General features: G+C 70.7%; 17 protein-coding genes and 1 tRNA gene. 4 read left to right on the plus strand and 14 right to left on the minus strand.

The window, feature by feature from the left end; all coding sequences use genetic code 11:
• Positions 1-141: 141 nt before the first annotated feature.
• From JIW86_RS20355 to JIW86_RS20390, 8 genes are all read right to left on the minus strand, one after another.
• Positions 142-675 carry a SigE family RNA polymerase sigma factor gene (locus tag JIW86_RS20355; protein ID WP_215139718.1) on the minus strand — a complete coding sequence of 178 codons (534 nt, stop codon included), beginning with the start codon at positions 673-675 and terminating at the stop codon, positions 142-144.
• A 135-nt stretch (positions 676-810) separates the two neighbouring features.
• Positions 811-1,977 carry a lipid-transfer protein gene (locus tag JIW86_RS20360; protein ID WP_257555282.1) on the minus strand — a complete coding sequence of 389 codons (1,167 nt, stop codon included), beginning with the start codon at positions 1,975-1,977 and terminating at the stop codon, positions 811-813.
• Positions 1,974-2,357: a MaoC family dehydratase gene (locus tag JIW86_RS20365; protein ID WP_215139720.1), complete on the minus strand. Its 384-nt coding sequence runs from the start codon at positions 2,355-2,357 to the stop codon at positions 1,974-1,976. The genes JIW86_RS20360 and JIW86_RS20365 overlap by 4 nt, the downstream gene beginning before the upstream one ends.
• Positions 2,354-3,385 (minus strand): acyl-CoA dehydrogenase family protein, encoded by a 1,032-nt coding sequence (locus JIW86_RS20370; protein ID WP_257555283.1) that lies wholly within the window; start codon positions 3,383-3,385, stop codon positions 2,354-2,356. The genes JIW86_RS20365 and JIW86_RS20370 overlap by 4 nt, the downstream gene beginning before the upstream one ends.
• Positions 3,385-4,341, minus strand: coding sequence for a bifunctional MaoC family dehydratase N-terminal/OB-fold nucleic acid binding domain-containing protein (locus JIW86_RS20375; RefSeq protein WP_257555284.1), 957 nt, complete (start codon positions 4,339-4,341; stop codon positions 3,385-3,387). Before JIW86_RS20375 ends, JIW86_RS20370 begins: the two co-directional genes overlap by 1 nt.
• Positions 4,338-5,543 carry an acyl-CoA dehydrogenase family protein gene (locus tag JIW86_RS20380; protein WP_257555285.1) on the minus strand — a complete coding sequence of 402 codons (1,206 nt, stop codon included), beginning with the start codon at positions 5,541-5,543 and terminating at the stop codon, positions 4,338-4,340. The genes JIW86_RS20375 and JIW86_RS20380 overlap by 4 nt, the downstream gene beginning before the upstream one ends.
• Positions 5,544-5,719: 176 nt before the next feature.
• On the minus strand, positions 5,720-6,031 hold the full coding sequence (locus JIW86_RS20385) for a hypothetical protein (RefSeq protein WP_257555286.1): 312 nt from the start codon (positions 6,029-6,031) through the stop codon (positions 5,720-5,722).
• 571 nt (positions 6,032-6,602) lie between these two features.
• Positions 6,603-7,004 (minus strand): DUF6344 domain-containing protein, encoded by a 402-nt coding sequence (locus JIW86_RS20390; protein ID WP_257555287.1) that lies wholly within the window; start codon positions 7,002-7,004, stop codon positions 6,603-6,605.
• 531 nt (positions 7,005-7,535) lie between these two features.
• On the opposite strand from JIW86_RS20390, the gene JIW86_RS20395 reads away from it, so the two are divergent.
• The 4 genes from JIW86_RS20395 to JIW86_RS20410 all read left to right on the plus strand — a co-directional run bounded on the left by JIW86_RS20395 (position 7,536) and on the right by JIW86_RS20410 (position 10,071).
• Positions 7,536-8,312, plus strand: coding sequence for a helix-turn-helix domain-containing protein (locus tag JIW86_RS20395; RefSeq protein ID WP_257555288.1), 777 nt, complete (start codon positions 7,536-7,538; stop codon positions 8,310-8,312).
• 84 nt (positions 8,313-8,396) lie between these two features.
• Positions 8,397-8,519 (plus strand): hypothetical protein, encoded by a 123-nt coding sequence (locus tag JIW86_RS20400; protein WP_257555289.1) that lies wholly within the window; start codon positions 8,397-8,399, stop codon positions 8,517-8,519.
• A 433-nt stretch (positions 8,520-8,952) separates the two neighbouring features.
• Positions 8,953-9,177 (plus strand): hypothetical protein, encoded by a 225-nt coding sequence (locus JIW86_RS20405; RefSeq protein ID WP_322975537.1) that lies wholly within the window; start codon positions 8,953-8,955, stop codon positions 9,175-9,177.
• Between the two features lie 147 nt (positions 9,178-9,324).
• A complete protein-coding gene (locus JIW86_RS20410) occupies positions 9,325-10,071 on the plus strand; it encodes a hypothetical protein (protein WP_257555290.1) in 747 nt (248 codons plus the stop codon).
• 161 nt (positions 10,072-10,232) lie between these two features.
• On the opposite strand, the gene JIW86_RS20415 is transcribed toward JIW86_RS20410, so the two are convergent.
• The 6 genes from JIW86_RS20415 to JIW86_RS20440 all read right to left on the minus strand — a co-directional run bounded on the left by JIW86_RS20415 (position 10,233) and on the right by JIW86_RS20440 (position 15,801).
• Positions 10,233-10,322, minus strand: a tRNA-Ser gene (locus JIW86_RS20415).
• Positions 10,323-10,372: 50 nt separating this feature from the next.
• A complete protein-coding gene (locus JIW86_RS20420) occupies positions 10,373-11,323 on the minus strand; it encodes a trypsin-like serine peptidase (RefSeq protein WP_215139727.1) in 951 nt (316 codons plus the stop codon).
• A 257-nt stretch (positions 11,324-11,580) separates the two neighbouring features.
• A complete protein-coding gene (locus tag JIW86_RS20425; protein ID WP_257555292.1) occupies positions 11,581-12,654 on the minus strand; it encodes a YeiH family protein in 1,074 nt (357 codons plus the stop codon).
• A complete protein-coding gene (locus JIW86_RS20430; RefSeq protein ID WP_257555293.1) occupies positions 12,654-13,205 on the minus strand; it encodes a cysteine dioxygenase family protein in 552 nt (183 codons plus the stop codon). The genes JIW86_RS20425 and JIW86_RS20430 overlap by 1 nt, the downstream gene beginning before the upstream one ends.
• Before the next feature lie 79 nt (positions 13,206-13,284).
• Positions 13,285-14,190, minus strand: coding sequence for a LysR family transcriptional regulator (locus JIW86_RS20435; protein WP_215139730.1), 906 nt, complete (start codon positions 14,188-14,190; stop codon positions 13,285-13,287).
• Positions 14,191-14,280: 90 nt separating this feature from the next.
• Positions 14,281-15,801, minus strand: a complete 1,521-nt coding sequence (locus tag JIW86_RS20440; protein WP_257555294.1) for a S1C family serine protease — start codon at positions 15,799-15,801, stop codon at positions 14,281-14,283.
• Positions 15,802-15,872: the final 71 nt, after the last annotated feature.

Raw genomic sequence — 15,872 nt, forward strand, 5'->3', positions numbered from 1 at the left:
GCGCTGCGGCGGCTACGGATGCTGCCGATTCTGCGCACGTACCGGTCGGCATGTCACTACCCGGGAGTAGAAACCGCGCTGTGTTTCACGTGAAACATCCTCTCGTTTCACGTGAAACATCGCCCGGCTCAAACGTCATGCTCACCTGACCGGGGTGAGCTCAGGGTCCTCTCGGAGCTTGCCCAGCGCGCGGGAGACGGCGCTCTTCACCGTGCCGACCGAGACCCCCAGCAGCTCGGCGGTCTGCACCTCACTGAGGTCCTCGTAGTAGCGCAGGACGACCATGGCCCGCTGCCGGTCGGGCAGCCGGGTCACCGCGCGCCACATCGCGTCGCGCAGGGCCTGCGCCTCCGCGGGGTCGGCGGCCGGGGCATCCTCGGTCTCCGGGAGCTCGTCGCAGGCGAACTCGTCCACCTTGCGCTTGCGCCACTGGGAGGTACGGGTGTTGACGAGGGCGCGCCGGACGTATCCGTCGAGGGCGCGGTGGTCCTCGATGCGGTCCCAGGCCATGTACGTCTTCGCGAGGGCCGTCTGGAGCAGGTCCTCCGCATCGCACGGGTTGGCGGTGAGGGAGCGCGCGGTGCGCATCAGGACCGTGCCGCGGGTCCGGACGTACGCCGAGAACGACGGGTACGGCGTCGGGTTCGAGGCGAGCGTGCACACAGGCGTGGTCATGCCTCCACGCTAGGAGCGCCCGCCCGCCCTGGGATCGGCCGCAAGTGCCGAAGGGGGATCCGCCTCAGGTTGTAGGAGTAGGGCAAACCCCACCCTCTGAAGGTGGAGAAGGCAGGGCCCGGCGGAAGGCCGGTCTCAGCCGTCGGCTCCGAGGATCAGCCCGGAGGTCGGCACGCCGGTACCGGCTGTGACCAGTACGTGCTCCGCCCCCGCGACCTGGTTGACGGAGCTGCCGCGCAGCTGGCGGACGGCCTCGGCGATGCCGTTCATGCCGTGCAGGTAGGCCTCGCCCAGCTGGCCGCCGTGGGTGTTGAGCGGTAGTGCGTCCGCAGCCACGAAATCGCCGGCCTCGCCCGGCTTGCAGAAGCCGAACTCCTCCAGCTGCATGAGCACGAACGGGGTGAAGTGGTCGTAGAGGATGCCGACGTCGATGTCCGAGGGCCGCAGCCCGCTGGTCCGCCACAGCTGGCGCGCGACCACGTCCATTTCGGGCAGCCCGGTGAGGTCGTCGCGGTAGAAGGAGGTCATGCCCTCCTGGCGGCGGCCGGCGCCCTGCGCGGCAGCGGTGATCACGGCGGGCGCGTGCCGCAGGTCGCGTGCCCGCTCGGCCGTGGTGACGACGAGGGCCTGGCCGCCGTCGGTCTCCTGGCAGCAGTCCAGCAGCCGCAGCGGCTCCACGATCCAGCGCGAGGCGGCGTGGTCGGCGAGGGTGATGGACCTGCCGTGGAAGTACGCGGCGGGATTGTTCGCGGCGTGCCGGCGGTCGGTGACCGCGACGTGCCCGAAGGCCTCCGGGGTGAGGTTGTACGTGTGCAGGTAGCGCTGGGCCGTCATGGCCACCCACGAGGCGGGCGTGAGCAGCCCCCAGGGCAGTGACCAGCCGAGCGCCGCGCCCTCGGCCGAGGGCTCGCGCTGCTGGACTCCGGAGCCGAAGCGGCGGCCGGAGCGCTCGTTGAAGGCGCGGTAGCAGACCACGACCTCGGCGACCCCGGTGGCGACGGCGAGGGCGGCCTGCTGGATGGTCGCGCAGGCCGCGCCGCCGCCGTAGTGGATGCGGGAGAAGAAGGACAGGTCCCCGATGCCGGCCGCCTGGGCGACGGTGATCTCGGGGCTGGTGTCCATCGTGAACGTGACCATGCCGTCGACGTCGGCGGGGGTGAGCCCGGCGTCGTCGAGGGCGGCGTGCACGGCCTCGACGGCGAGCTTGAGCTCACTGCGGCCGGAATCCTTGGAGAACTCGGTGGCGCCGATGCCGGCGATGGCGGCGCGGCCGCCGAGTTCGTCGCGCGTGCGGACGCTCATGCCGGCACCTCCGCGGTGACGGTTCCCGTCACGTGGTGGCCGATGCCGTTGGCGCCGACCACGCGGATCTCGACCGTGGTCCCGGCCACGGCGGTGACGGTGCCCGTCAGGATCATCGTGTCGCCGGGGTAGTTGGGGGCGCCCAGCCGGATCGCCACCCCGCGCAGCACGGCGTGCGGCCCGAGGTGGTCGGTGACGTAGCGGCCGACCAGGCCGTTCGTCGTCAGGATGTTCATGAAGATGTCCGGTGATCCCTTCTCGCGCGCCAGCGCCGCGTCGTGGTGCACGTCCTGGTAGTCGCGGGAGGCGATCGCACCCGCCACGATCAGCGTGCGGGTGACCGGGATCTCCAGCGGCGGCAGTGTGTCGCCGACCTTCATGCGTGTTCCCCCTCGGCTATCGAAGCTCCCAGCTCGGCCAGCAGCTCGCTGCCGCAGCCCAGATACGCGTCCAGCTGGCGCCCCCACAGGAAGTGCCGGTGGACGGGGTGGTCCAGATCGGCGCCCATTCCGCCGTGCAGGTGCTGGCCCGCGTGCACGACCCGCTTTCCCGCCTCCGAGGCCCACCAGGCCGCCGTCAGCGCGTGTTCGCGCGCCGGAAGCCCCTCGTCGATGCGCCAGGCCGCCTCGTACGCGGTGACCCGGATCGCCTCGGTGTCCATGTACGCGTCGGCCGCGCGCAGCATGACCCCCTGGTTGGTGGAGAGCGGCCTGCCGAACTGCTCGCGGGTCGAGGTGTACTCCACCGCCCGGGCCAGCGAGCCCGCGCAGACGCCCGCCTGGAGACCGGCGAAGGCGGTTCGGGCAGCGGCGAGGACCTCGTCGTAGGCCTGTTCGGCGCCGATCCGTTCCGCCTGGGCGCCGGTCAGGGTCAGCCGTCCCGCCGACCAGGGGGCGGTGGTCTCCACCGGGGAGGTCCGTACGCCGGGCGCGTCCGTCCGTACGATCCACAGCGCCCGGTCCGCGTCCGGGACCAGCACGTGCGTGGCCTCGCGCAGCCAGGGCACGGTGGGGGCGGTCCCGGTGAGCCTGCCGTCCTCCGCGGTGATCCGGCCGCGGGCCGGGAAGGCCCCGGTGGCCACCGCCTCGCCGGTCTCCAGGGCGGGCAGCAGCCGGGCGCGCTGCTCGGCGCTGCCGTGCGCGGCCAGCGGGAGCATCCCGTACACGCAGGTGGCGGCGTACGGGACCTGCGCGGTGGTGCGGCCCTGTTCCTCCAGCAGCAGGACCAGTCCCAGCAGGCCGACGTCCTGGACGGCGGCGATCAGCCCGGAGGCGGTGAGGGCCTTCCACAGCTCGGCGTCGCTGCCGGTGCCGGCCGCGGCGAGGCGTTCGTGGGTGGCGAGGTCGCGGAAGATGCGGGCGGCGAGACCGGCCGCGGCTGCCTGCTCCTCGGTGGGGTGGAAGTCCATCAGCCCTCGCCCCCGCGGAAGACGGGGAGTTCGAGGTCGTCGTCGACGCGCAGGAACTCCAGTTGGACGGGCAGGCCGATGCGCACCTTGTCGTAGGGGACGCCGGTGATGTTGCTGACCATCCGGACCCCTTCGGCGAGTTCGACGAGCGCCACGGCGTAAGGGCCCCCCGCGGCAGCGGGATCTTCGTGCGCAGTGAAGGCGGGGAACGGCGGATGGTGCATGACGACGTAGCTGAAGACCGTGCCTGCGCCGGAGGCCTCGACGGTGTCCCAGTCGGGTGAGGCGCAGGCGTTGCAGCCGGGGAGCCAGGGGAATCGGAGGGTGGCGCAGGCGGTGCAGCGCTGGATCAACAGCTTGTGGTCCCGGACCCCGTCCCAGAATCCCTCGTTGTCGCGGTTGATCACCGGACGGGGGCGCTGGGCCTTGGGCTTCTTCTGCGGTCGGGCGGCCGGCGCGTACTTGAGGATCCGGAAGCGGTGGGTGCCGGCGAGCTCCCCGTCCGCGTGGATGTCCATACGGGTGGTCACGAAGTGGCCGGTGCCGAGCTTGGTCGTCTTGCACGGCGACACGGACTCGATGACGGCGTCGAAGGTGATCGCGTCGCCGGGGCGCAGCGGGCGCAGGTACTCCTGCTCGCAGTCGGTGGCGACGACGGAGGTGAAACCGGCGGCGTCGAGGAGCGCGAAGAGCTCGTCGTAGGCGGAGGAGCGGTCCGTGTGGCCGGAGAGGCCGCCCATCGTCCAGGCCTGGAGCATGGTGGGCGGAGCGATGGCGTCCGGGCCGGTGTAGGCGGGGTTGGCGTCGCCCATCGCCTCGCACCAGTGGCGGATCATCGGCTGGTTGACCACGTCCTTGCCCCGGCCCGCGGTGGCGGCGGGCTGCCCCTCGAAGGCCGTGAGCAGGGTGTGGAACCGGCCTGCCTCCTCGGCTGTGCCGGCAGCGTCTGCCGTCATCGCTTCCTTCCCTTCATGCCGAGCCGCATCATGGCGACGATCTCCCGCTGGACCTCGCTGACCCCGCCGCCGAAGGTGTTGATCTGGGCGGCCCGGTTCATCCGTTCCAGCTCGCCGCCCGCGAAGGCCGTGGGCCCGCGGACGAGGGCCTCCTCGCCCACCACCTCCTGGCACATCCGGTACACCTCGACGGTGGATTCGGTGCCGAGGAACTTCACGCCGCTGGCGTCGCCGGGGGCCAGGGTGCCGCCGCCCACGTCCTGGACGAGGCGCCAGTTGAGGAGGCGTACGGCGGCCAGCCGGGCGTGCGCCTCGGCGAGCCGGGACCGCACCCAGGGGAGGTCGGCGGGGCGGTCGCCGGTGACCGGGTCCGGGGTGCGGGCATGGGCGAGGGCCGCCTCGTAGAAGTCCTCGGCCTGCATGCCGATGGCGGCGAGGGCCACGCGCTCGTGGTTGAGCTGGTTGGTGATCAGGCCCCAGCCGCCGTGCTCGGGGCCGACGAGGTTGCCGGCCGGCACGCGCACGGAGTCGTAGTACGTCGCCGTGGTCGTGAGCCCGCCGACGGTGTCGATGGGGGTCCAGGAGAAGCCGGGGGCGTCGGTGGGGACCAGGATGATCGAGATGCCCTTGTGCTTGGGGGCGTCGGGGTCGGTGCGGCAGGCGAGCCAGATCCAGTCCGCGTTCTGGGCGTTGGAGGTGAAGATCTTCTGCCCGTCGATGACCCAGTCGCGGCCATCACCGCCGCCGTCGCCGTCCCTGCCGTCACTGCCGTCGTTGCCCTCATCGCCCTCGCGGACGGCGCGGGTGCGCAGGGCCGCGAGGTCGGTGCCGGCCTCGGGCTCGGAGTAGCCGATGGCGAAGACGATCTCGCCCTTGAGGATCCGGGGCAGGAAGTAGTCCTTCTGCTCCTGGGTCCCGTACTTCATCAAGGTCGGGCCGACCGTGTTGAGCGTGACCATCGAGACGGGTGCACCGGCCCGGTAGGCCTCGTCGAAGAAGACGAACTGTTCGTCGGGGCCCCGCCCTTGGCCCCCGTACTCGACAGGCCAGCCGAGACCGAGCAGTTCGTCGGCGCCGATGCGGCGCAGCAGTTCGCGCTGGCGGGCCGGGTCCTCGGGGGCCCCGTCCGGCAGCAGATCCTGGAAGTACTCCCGCAGTTCGGCGCGCAGCCGCAACTGGCCTTCGGTCGGGGCGAGGTGCACGGCGCTGGCCTCCCGGCATCACATCATCGAGTGAACCTGACTGTCCGTCAGATTCACCTGTGGTGTCAAGGTCGGGGAGTGGCTGGGCGGGCATGCGCGAGGGCGCCTGCGCTACCGGACCCCAGCCGGTCCGGTCGCACAGGCGCCCTCATCAGTCGGAACCGCTCAGGCCGCGGCTACCACCAGGGGTGGAAGTTGACGGCGACGTTCGAGTTGGACTGGTCGATCGCGGTGAAGGCCGAGCCGTTGACCTGCGCGGTGTTGTTCTGGTTGGAGGCGCCGGAACCGGTGGCCACCTGCTGCGATGTGGACGAGTTGCCGTTGTTGTTGCCGCCCACGCCGCTGCCGATGATGCTGGCGACGCTCGCATTCGATCCGTCGTTCGCGAAGGAGCCGTTGTCGGCCGAGGCCACCCCGCCGAACAGGGCGACGGCGAGGGGGAGCGCGGCGACGGCGGCGATGACGCGGGCGGTACGGATGCTTGCCATGTCTGAATCCTCCAGAAAACCGAAGTGGGACTTGCTCCAAGGCAGTTGGCCGACCGCCTCGGTCGTTCTGCGTGCTGACGACGTCGCGAGATCAGAGTTGCCCACCGAATCCCCGGCGAACCACCCCGGAGTCTGCGATTCCCCCTCAAGCATGAGCAACATCGGATAAACCCCCTTCGCGCCCCCGGCGCCCCAGATCAGCACTCAGGAACCTGCTGCAACGCCTGCCCCACAAGGGATGAAGCGTTCCACCAAACCGCCGTGTCCCGGACATGCCGAAAAGGGCCGCGCCGTCCGGGAACCCCACCGTCTCCCGGGCTTGCGGCCCTGCAATACCAAGCTTTGCGCCCCCTGCACGCCCCCGGCGCCCGCCGGGGCAATCCATCCGTGCCCCGCTCCGGGGCACCACGCGGCGCGATCCTCGGTCACACGTGACCGGGCTCCAGCGCCTGTTCCGACTGTTCTGCCCGGAGGCGGCGCGTACGCCGGCGAATCCGGATCCCGCGACTGCCGCGGGACAAGTACGAGTACGGGTACGGGTACGGGTACGGGCCTACGCCTACGCCTGCGCCTACGCGGCGAGCGCGAGCACTTCCCGGGCGGCTCCGGCGGGAACTCCGGCGGTGGCTCCGGTCGGGGCGCCGACCTGGGTCAGGGCTCGGGCGGCGGTTCCCGGTCCGGCACCCATGGCCGCGGCAGTGGTCGAGCGACGGACGGACGGGGTCTTGCCGTGCGCCTCGGCACGGATCCGCTGCTTGATGGTCGGCGGCAGCGATCCGCCCCGCATCATCGCCCTCCAGGTCCGCCGGGCCGTGAAGGCCGGACGGCGCACAGCAGCGACCGGGGCGGCGGGGGCAGAGACGGAAGCGGCGGCCGGAGCGGCCTTCCCACCGAAACCGAGGGAGCCGAGCAGAGCCACGAGGGCTGCGAGGACGGAGGTCCAGATCGAGGTGAGGATGCTGCGCTGAGCCATGACGGGGTGCCTCGTTTCAAGATGTTGCGACGGGCGGATCTGAATACATTCGTCATGATGTGCCCGCAACTGCACCACCCCCACAACCCGCGCCGATCTTCCGACAAACACCACTCGGAAGGACCAGCCATCGGAGTCGTCTCCAGCGGAGAAGAAGCGCCTCCGCGGTACCCGGAACCATCCTGACCTGCGCCTTCATGCCACGTCAGGGCCCGGAATCCCACAGCAGCACGCGCCTGGCACGTCGGCAAGTCGGAAAATACGTCGCGCGTCTTACCCCCTGGCGGGGAACGCTTCCGGCGAGGGGGACGGAATTGCACGGGTTCCTCGTTCGTCTGGAAGTGTTGCGGGGGCCGGGGTGCACCGACCTCTCACGGGGCTGGGGGCGGTGCTCGGGCGGCGCTGGGCGTTCGTCGCCACGGGAGGGAGAGGGATATGCCGGTGATCGGAAGCACGGGCATGACCGGTCGGGGAGTCGAGATGACTCGGGTGGGTGATCGGTGGCGGGTGACCCGGCCGTGGCCTCCCCAGTTGCGCCCGTTTGTGCACAGCTACGCCGGCTACTGGGAGGCGGCGGCCTCGCCCTATCGGGTGCGGCTGGTGCCCACGGGCCGAGCCGTCGTGGTGATCAGCCTCGGGGAACCGTTCGCCCAGGTCCGCCGGCTGGGGGACGCGAGCCCGAACAGCCTGGTGACCGGCTCGCTGGTCGCGGGTCTGGAGGACGGGCCCCGGGTGTGTGACCATCCTGGCGGCCAGGAGGCGATTCGGCTCGAACTGACCCCGCTGGGCGCCTTTCGGCTGTTCGCCGTGCCGATGAGCGAGTTGACCAACAGGGTGGTCGAGCTCTGCGACGTCCTTGGACCCCAGACCGCAATGCTGGTGGAGCAGCTGGAAGCCACCAGCGACTGGGGAGCCCGGTTCGACCTCCTGGACATGGCTCTGTCGGCCCGGCTGGCGCATGGCCCGGATCCCGCGCCCGAGGTGAGCCATGCCTGGCACCTGCTGGCCCGCGCCGGCGGGGCGATCCCGGTCGGCCGTATCGCGGCCGAAGTCGGCTGGAGCCAGGGCTACCTCGTCCGCCGGTTCACCGAACAGATCGGCCTGACACCCAAGATGTCCGCCCGCGTGCTGCGCTTCCACCGTGCCGTGAGGCTGCTCACGCGCGAGGACGCGAACCTCACCGAAGTGAGCGCTGCCTGTGGCTTCTACGACCAGGCCCACCTCAACCGCGAGTTCCGCGCCCTGGCCGAGACCACCCCCGGCCAGATGGCCGCCGCCCGCGTGGCGGAGGGAGCCCTCGCCCTGTGAGAGGCGAGGTCAAATTTGTCCAAGCCAGGCCGCCCGCACGTCGATAGTGTCCCCGTTCGTAGTTGCCCAGAGGGGGAGTACTCGATGGAAGACCTGCTGCGCATCCTTGTGTCCGGCGCGATCACCGGCGGCTTGATCGGTTTGGCGGGAGCCCTCGGCGCTCGCAGGCGCAGGCGTCGAGAGGGCGGTGACGCCAACGGCCGCTGAGGTCCCGCTCGCGGCCTGGGCGTGTCGGCTGCTTCCTGGCCCATATGCACTGGTCAGCGCCGGGACGCGGGGGATCCCGGCGCTGACCAGGATGAACGCAGAGGGCGGGCCCCCGGATCGGGGACCCGCCCCCTGACCGGTCAGTTCTCTGACCTGCTGCGGTGGGTGTGGGATTTGAACCCACGGTGACTCGCGCCACGACGGTTTTCAAGAGGGTTCCGGATGCCGCACCCGCATTGGCCATGACCTGCGCCGGAGGCAGCTGGCGGCGATCCTGGGGAACCTCTTGGCCCACAGATGGCCCACAGATGGGCAACACTCGATACAGATCGCGCAGTTCGGGGTGGCCGCCGACGGCCGGCTGTTCCGGGCATCCCGCGGTGGGCGAGTGCGGTCCACGGAGTACTGCGAACTCTGGGATGCCGCCAGAGTCATGGCGCTGTCTCCGCAAGAGGCCGAGTCCCCGCTGGCGGACGTGCCGTACTCGCTCAGGCACGCCGGCGTGTCCCTGTGGATCAACTTGGGGGTCGACCCGGTGGAAGTGGCCCGCCGAGCCGGGCACAGCCTGACGGTCCTGTTCCGTTTCTACGCCAAGATCCTCAGGGGCCAGCATTCGCGTGCGAACGAACTGATCGAGCACGGCCTCAGCGGCGGGTAGGGCAATGTCCTGCACATCTTGCCGACCCTGGAAGGAAGTCAGGCCTCGGCCGGACCTCGACCTGTCGCTGGGCAGAACAGCTTGCGAGATCAACCCGTATGGGGATCCATGCCTCGGCAAGATGTGCGAATGGACAGAGCATTCGACATGATCAAGAACAACCCCGAGGTGTTCGCTGCGCTGGTAGCTGCGATCGCCATCGTAGGCGGAGTCTTCGGAAACTGGATATCGGCCAAGGTGCAGGCATCAGGCGGGAAGGCTCAGGCCAACGCCGCAGTGGATGCAGCCCGGATCAGCACCGAGGCACAGCGCATGAGTGCTCTGCGTGAGGACCGGCGGGTGCAGATCGCCGCCTTCATCCGGCATGCCCGAGAGATCCTGAAGGAATGCGACTTGATGTTCCTGGAGGAGGGACACGAGCCGTCAGCCAGGTCCGCCTATGAGGAACTGCTCCAGCTGGAAGGACAGCTCGAACTTGTCTCTCCGGAGAGCGTCCTAGCACCAGCTGAACGAGTAATGGATGCTGTCCAGAACAGCCTGGAATTTGGGCTTCTCCGTGGACCGGCGGCTCGTGCACGGCGGACCCTGTCCCGCGGGCGAGCAGGCGACAGTGGCTACGAGGCTGCCCATGAGGCATGGAACCGCCTTGAGGAACTAAAGGCTGCGTACGTTGGCGACGACGATGAGGCACAACGGCAGGCCTGCCGCACAGCGGCGAGTTCCGCACTCGACAACGTCCCGGCACTCACAGCTCAGCAGCGGAAGACTCTGGTGTTCGATGCAGCGTTGCCGCCACTAGCTGACGCCCAGTTCGAGATTGGTGCACAGCGAAACTCGGCGGTGAGGGATCTCGTGACCGAGGCTCGGTCGGTCCTGGGGGCAGATGCAGCCTGATCAATACGGAGCACGGCCACACAGCCCTCCTCCTGGCCCACAGATGGCCCATACGTGCTGGTCAACAGCGAGATACGAGTGGTCCAGGGTGAGACAGGCTGAGCAGAGAGGGCGGGCACCCGGTTCGGGTACCCGCCCTCTGACCTGCTACTTCTCTGACCTGGCGGTGGGTGTGGGATTTGAACCCACGGTGACATCGCTGCCACGACGGTTTTCAAGACCGTTCCCTTAGGCCGCTCGGGCAACCCACCTGGCCGGTACAGAGTACCGGCCAGGCGGGGATGGCGGGTGCGGGTGAGGGTCAGGCGGTCTGGGCCTTGTCGTAGGCGGCCTTCGCCTCGTTGCCGAAGTACGGGCCGTACATCCGGTTCGGCAGGAAGGTGTAGCCGAAGCTGTTCACCGAGACCTGGGTGCCGAGGCCGGTGCTCTCGTTGAAGTCCTGGAACCAGGGGCCGCCGCTGGAGCCGCCGGTCATGTTGCAGGCCAGGCTGTGGTCCTTGGTCAGCAGGAAGTCCTTGCCGCTGTTGCCGCTGCAGTAGACGAGCTTGGTGCCGTCGTACGGGGCCGCCGCGGGGAAGCCGAAGGAGTACATCTTCTTGTTGTAGCCACCGTTGAAGAGGATGCCCTGGGCGCCGACGGCCTGGCTCAGGGTCTGGCCGTTCAGCGGGGCGACGACGGCGAGGCCGACGTCCATGTTCATGTCCTCGCTGGCGGCCCACTGGTCGGTGGCGAAGGTCTTGGTGGCCGACCACTGGCCGTAGGGCGCGCTGCCGTTGTTGTAGGCGGGGACGAAGACCCAGTTGGTGTGCCAGGCCCCCTGGTACTTCACGCAGTGGCCGGCCGTGATGACCGTGCTGCCGTTCGCGCTGGTGACCGAGTCGCCGGAGCAGGAAGCGGTCCGGTCTCCCATGGTGAAGAAGACCCGGCCCGAGGTCTTCACCACCGCTCCGGCGCCCGTCCAGGCGCCGCCCGCCTGCGGGAAGGCGGTGGGGGACGCGGAGGCGGCCGTCGGGGCGATGTGGGTGGGGGCGGCCGTGGTGGCGACCGGCGTACGGGCCGCGCCGGGGGCCGCCGTGACGTCGAGCGGGGTCGCGCCCCGCATCCGCTCGGCGGTCCAGAAGCCCTGGGTGTGCTGCTGCCGGAAGGACGCGGGGGTGTCTGCCGCGACCGAGGGGGAGGCCGCGGTCAGGACCCCCGCGATCAGGGCGCCTGCCGATAAGAGGACCGATGCGGCAATGCGATGACGATTCACGCATGACTCCTTCTGCCGTGCCCGGTCCGGTCCTGTCGGTCGGACCAGGGCAGGGTGGGGGTGAAGAACGGTCGGTGCGGATCGGCTGTGCGGTGTGCCGGGTGCGCTGTGCGGTGTGTGCCGTGCGCTGTGCGCTCTGCGCTCTGCGCTCTGCGCTTGCCGGGCAGAGTGGCACGGCCGCGCGTCATTGTCAGGGGGCAGTCAGAACGTTCGGTCGGTTCCGGCCATGAAATGGCCAACTCCCTTCCTTCCCACGGTCATGCCGTGAGCAGCACGCCCGCGTACGAGACCCCCGCGACCACCACCCAGGCGCCGAGTCCGAGCACCGCGGCCCGCCCGCCGGTCCGGGCCAAGGTCGGCAGGTGCACCGCGCTGCCCAGACCGAACAGGGCCGCCGCGAGCAGGGCCTCCTGCGCGGTGTGCGCCCACTCCAGTGCCAGGTCGGGCAGTGCTCCCGTGGCGCGCAGGGCCGCCGCGGCCAGGAACCCGGCCACGAACAGCGGCACCGGGGCAGGCCGGCGACCCGAGGCCGTGCGCACGCCGCGCCGCCGGGCCCGTACGGAGAAGGCGACGGCCGCCACCAGCGGGGCGAGCAACGCCACCCGCATCAGCTTGACCAGCACCGCCTCGCCGAGGGCACCCGGGCCTGCGGTCTGCGCGGTGGCCACCACCTGGCCGACGTCGTGGACGCTCGCGCCGACCCAGCGCCCGAAGGCGAGGTCGGAGAGCCCCAGGGGCCCTTGCAGCAGGGGAAGCACCGCGATGGCGAGCGTCCCGCACAGGGTCACCAGCGCCACCGATGCGGCCACGTCCTCCTCGTCGCTGCCCGACACCTCGCTCACGGCGCCGATCGCCGAGGCCCCGCAGATCGAGTACCCGGTGGCGATCAACAACGGCTGGTCGCCGGGGAGTCCGAGGCGACGCCCGAGCCAGAGGGTGCCGAAGAAAGTGGCCGCGACCACCCCGGCCACCATGGCGACCGTCGCCCAGCCGAGCCGGAGGACCTGGTCCAGCCCCAGACCGAGGCCGAGCAGGACGATGCCGATCCGCATCAGCCGCCGCCCCGCCAGGGAGAGGCCAGGACGGGCGGTTCCCCGTACGTAGCCCCGCAGCCCGGGGAGATGCGCCACGGCGATGCCCAGTACCACCGACGCGGTCAGCATGGGCACGGCGGGCACCACCCGGTGGATGCACCAGGCCGCCAGCGCTCCGCCCGCGGCCGCCGCCAACCCCGGCCAGACGGTGGATGTTTCTCCCCCAGCTACCGCTGGGGGTTCCCCCAGTGAAACATGCCGGACCGCCGCGCTCTGGGGGCGGTGGAGGAGCGCCATCAGCCGACGGGGAGCGTGTAGACGCGGCGGATGCTGGTGCCCAGCCGGGAGACGTCGGCTCCGTACACGTGCAGGGATATCGCCTTCGTACGACAGGAGTTGCGCACCTTGTGGATGTCGCCGGGCGGGGCGAATCCGCAGACCTCGCCCTGTCCGTTGACCACGTCCTCGGTGGCCACCAGCCGGGCGGCGTCCGGTCCGGGCGAGAGCCGGTAACGGCGTTCGCTCTCCTCGCCCTGGTGCACCCCGGCCACGCACCACGACACGTGGTCGTGGATGCAGGTCTCCTGGCCCGGCAGCCAGACCAGCGCCACCACCGAGAAGCTGCCGTCGGACTCTGCGTGCAGGACGTGCTGCCGGTACCGTTCCGGGTCGCCTTCCTGCTGCGCCGGGGTCAGCAGGTCGGGCGCGCCCAGATGCGGGGCAAGGCGTTCGCCCACCAGGTACGCGGTGAGGTCGGGAGCCAGGCCCCGGTCCACGACCGTGCGGATCTCACTGACGAGGGCGGCCATCCTCGTGGTCGTACGGGCCGGCGTGCTGGTGGTGGTCATACCGGCAGCGTCCTGCTGCCGTTTCATCACGTCCAACGACAGTTCTGACCCAAAATCCCAAGCTCTGCTTATGGGTTGGTCAGCAGCCGACCCGGTTCGCGGCCACGCTCTTCAGTGCGCCGAGCACCACGGCCGTCGCCGGAACCCGCAGGTGGTCGCGGTAGACGTAGGCGGCGATGTGGCGGCGGGCGGCGGGCTGGAGCGCCCGCCCGCAGACGCGGTTCAGCGAGAGCGAGGGAAGCACCAGTGCGGGCATCATGGCCACGCCCAGCCCCTGTCCGACCAGGCTCTGCACGACCAGGTTGTCGTCGGTGGCGAACCGGATGTCGGGCACGAAGCCCAGTTCCGCGCACTCGTGCAGCAGGTTGGCCCGGCACCGCGGGCAGCCGGCGATCCACTGCTCCTCGGCGAGGTCGGCCAGGTGTACGGCACGGCGACGGGCCAGCGGGTGCCCGGTCGGGAGCAGCACCGTCAGCTGGTCCTCCAGCAGCCTGACCTCGGCGACCTCCTCCGGGATCTCCTCGTGCAGTCCGGGATAGGTGAAGGCCAGGGTGATGTCGCACTCCCCGCGCTCCAGCCGGCGCAGCGACTCCGGAGGTTCCCCCTCCAGCAACTCCACCTGCACGCCCGGATGATCCTTGGCCAGGCCGCTCAAGGCCTCCGGGACGAGGGTGACGTTGGCGCTGGGAAATCCGCACAGCCGGACCCGCCCGGTGCGCAGGCGTGCGTACGCCTTCAGCTGCGCCTCGGCGGCGGAGAGGCTGCCGAGGATGGTCTCGGCGTGCCGCGACAGGGACTCCCCGGCCTCGGTGAGCTGCATCTTCCGGCCCACGCGCGTGAACAGCGGGGTTCCGACGGCGCGTTCGAGCGCCTTCATCTGCTGGGTGATGGCGGGCTGGGTGTACCCCAGCACGCGGGCGGCCGCCGAGTAGGAGCCGGAGGCGACCACGGTGTGGAACGTCCGAATGTGCCGGGAATCGAACACCTCTGAAGCATAAGCGGACGTTGGGAGGGGCCGTAGGCGGAATCCCGCCCACGGCCCCTCCCCATCAAGCCAGTCCGCGCTGCGCGGCCGTTACTTGTCTCCGACCCGCGAGCCGAGGGTGATGTCGACCGTGCTCGGCTTTCCGCCGCGCAGGTACGTCAGCTTCACCGTGTCGCCGGGCTTGTACGTCCAGATCATGCTGATGAGGGTCGGGCCGCTGTCGACCGGCTTGCCGCCGAACTCGGTGATGATGTCGCCGGGCTTGAGACCCGCCTTGCCGGCCGGGCCGTTCGGGTCGACCAGGTCGTTGGCGGCCGCGCCCTGCTCGGAGATCTTGGCGCCCTCGGCCTTGGACTGGAGGTCCACGGAGACCGAGATCACCGGGTAGACGGGCTTGCCCGTCTTGATCAGCGACTCGGCGACGTTCTTCGCCTGGTTGATCGGGATGGCGAAGCCGAGGCCGATCGAACCGGCCTGACCGCCGCCGAAGCCGCCGTTGCCCGCCGACTGGATCGCGGAGTTGATGCCGATGACGGCGCCGCGCCCGTCGAGGAGGGGGCCGCCGGAGTTGCCCGGGTTGATCGAGGCGTCCGTCTGGAGCGCGCTCATGTACGAGTTCTTGCCGCCGGAGCCGTCCCCGGAGGCGACCGGGCGGTTCTTGGCGCTCACGATGCCGGTGGTGACCGTGTTGGACAGGCCGAAGGGGGCGCCGATCGCAATGGTCGAGTCGCCGACCGCGACCTTTTCGGAGTCGCCGAGCGGCAGCGGCTTGAGGCCGGCGGGCGGGTTCTTCAGCTTCAGGACGGCGACGTCGTAGCCCTGGGCCCGGCCCACCACCTCGGCGTCGTACTTCTTGCCGTCGGAGAAGGTGGCGGTGAGCTTGCCGCCGTTCGCGGCGGAGGCCACGACGTGGTTGTTGGTGAGGATGTGGCCCTGCTGGTCGTAGACGAACCCGGTGCCGGTTCCGCCCTCGCCGTCGCCGGCCGAGGCCTCGATGGTGACCACGCTGGGCAGCGCGCCCGCGGCGAGCCCCGCGATGGAGCCGGCATCCCGCTTGAGTTCCTTCGGGGTGTTGCCCGCGCTGATCGTGGTCGAGCCGGCGCCGCCGTTGCTCCGGTCGGCGGCCCAGTAGCCCACGCCTCCGCCGATGCCGCCGGCCAGGAGTGCCGCCACGAGCACGGCCGCGATCAGGCCGCCCTTGCCCTTCGGCTTGGCCGGCAGGGCGCCGTCCGCACCGAGGGGAGCGCCCCAGGCGCCGCCTCCGTGGCCGCCGCCCGCACCGTAAGCGGGCATCGTGGGCGGCGGGGGCGGCCAGCCCTCGGCTCCGTGGGCGGCCGGGGCCTGAGCCGCCGCGGGGGACTGACCGTACGCCGGAGCAGGAGCCGCGGCCGGAGCAACCGGAGCGGCCGGAGCCGCGGCCGGGGGCTCCGGATCGTGCGGAATCTGCTGGGTCGGCTCGGTTCCGGGCGCCGCCGTATGCGGCAGCTGCTGGGTCACCGGCTCGGCGGCGGGCGCCTGTCCGGCCGCCTGCGTCTCGGAGGCCGGAGCAGGGGGTGCGGACGGGGCCGCGGGGGGTGTGGGGGCCGCGGTGCCCTCGTTCTCGGTGCTCACAGCGCTCTCTCCTCGTCACACACGGCTTCAGAAATCTCTGGCGTATCGGGCCGACTGAACGTTCGACGTAC

Source organism: Streptomyces sp. NBC_00162 (genome assembly GCF_024611995.1).
Classification (GTDB): domain Bacteria; phylum Actinomycetota; class Actinomycetes; order Streptomycetales; family Streptomycetaceae; genus Streptomyces.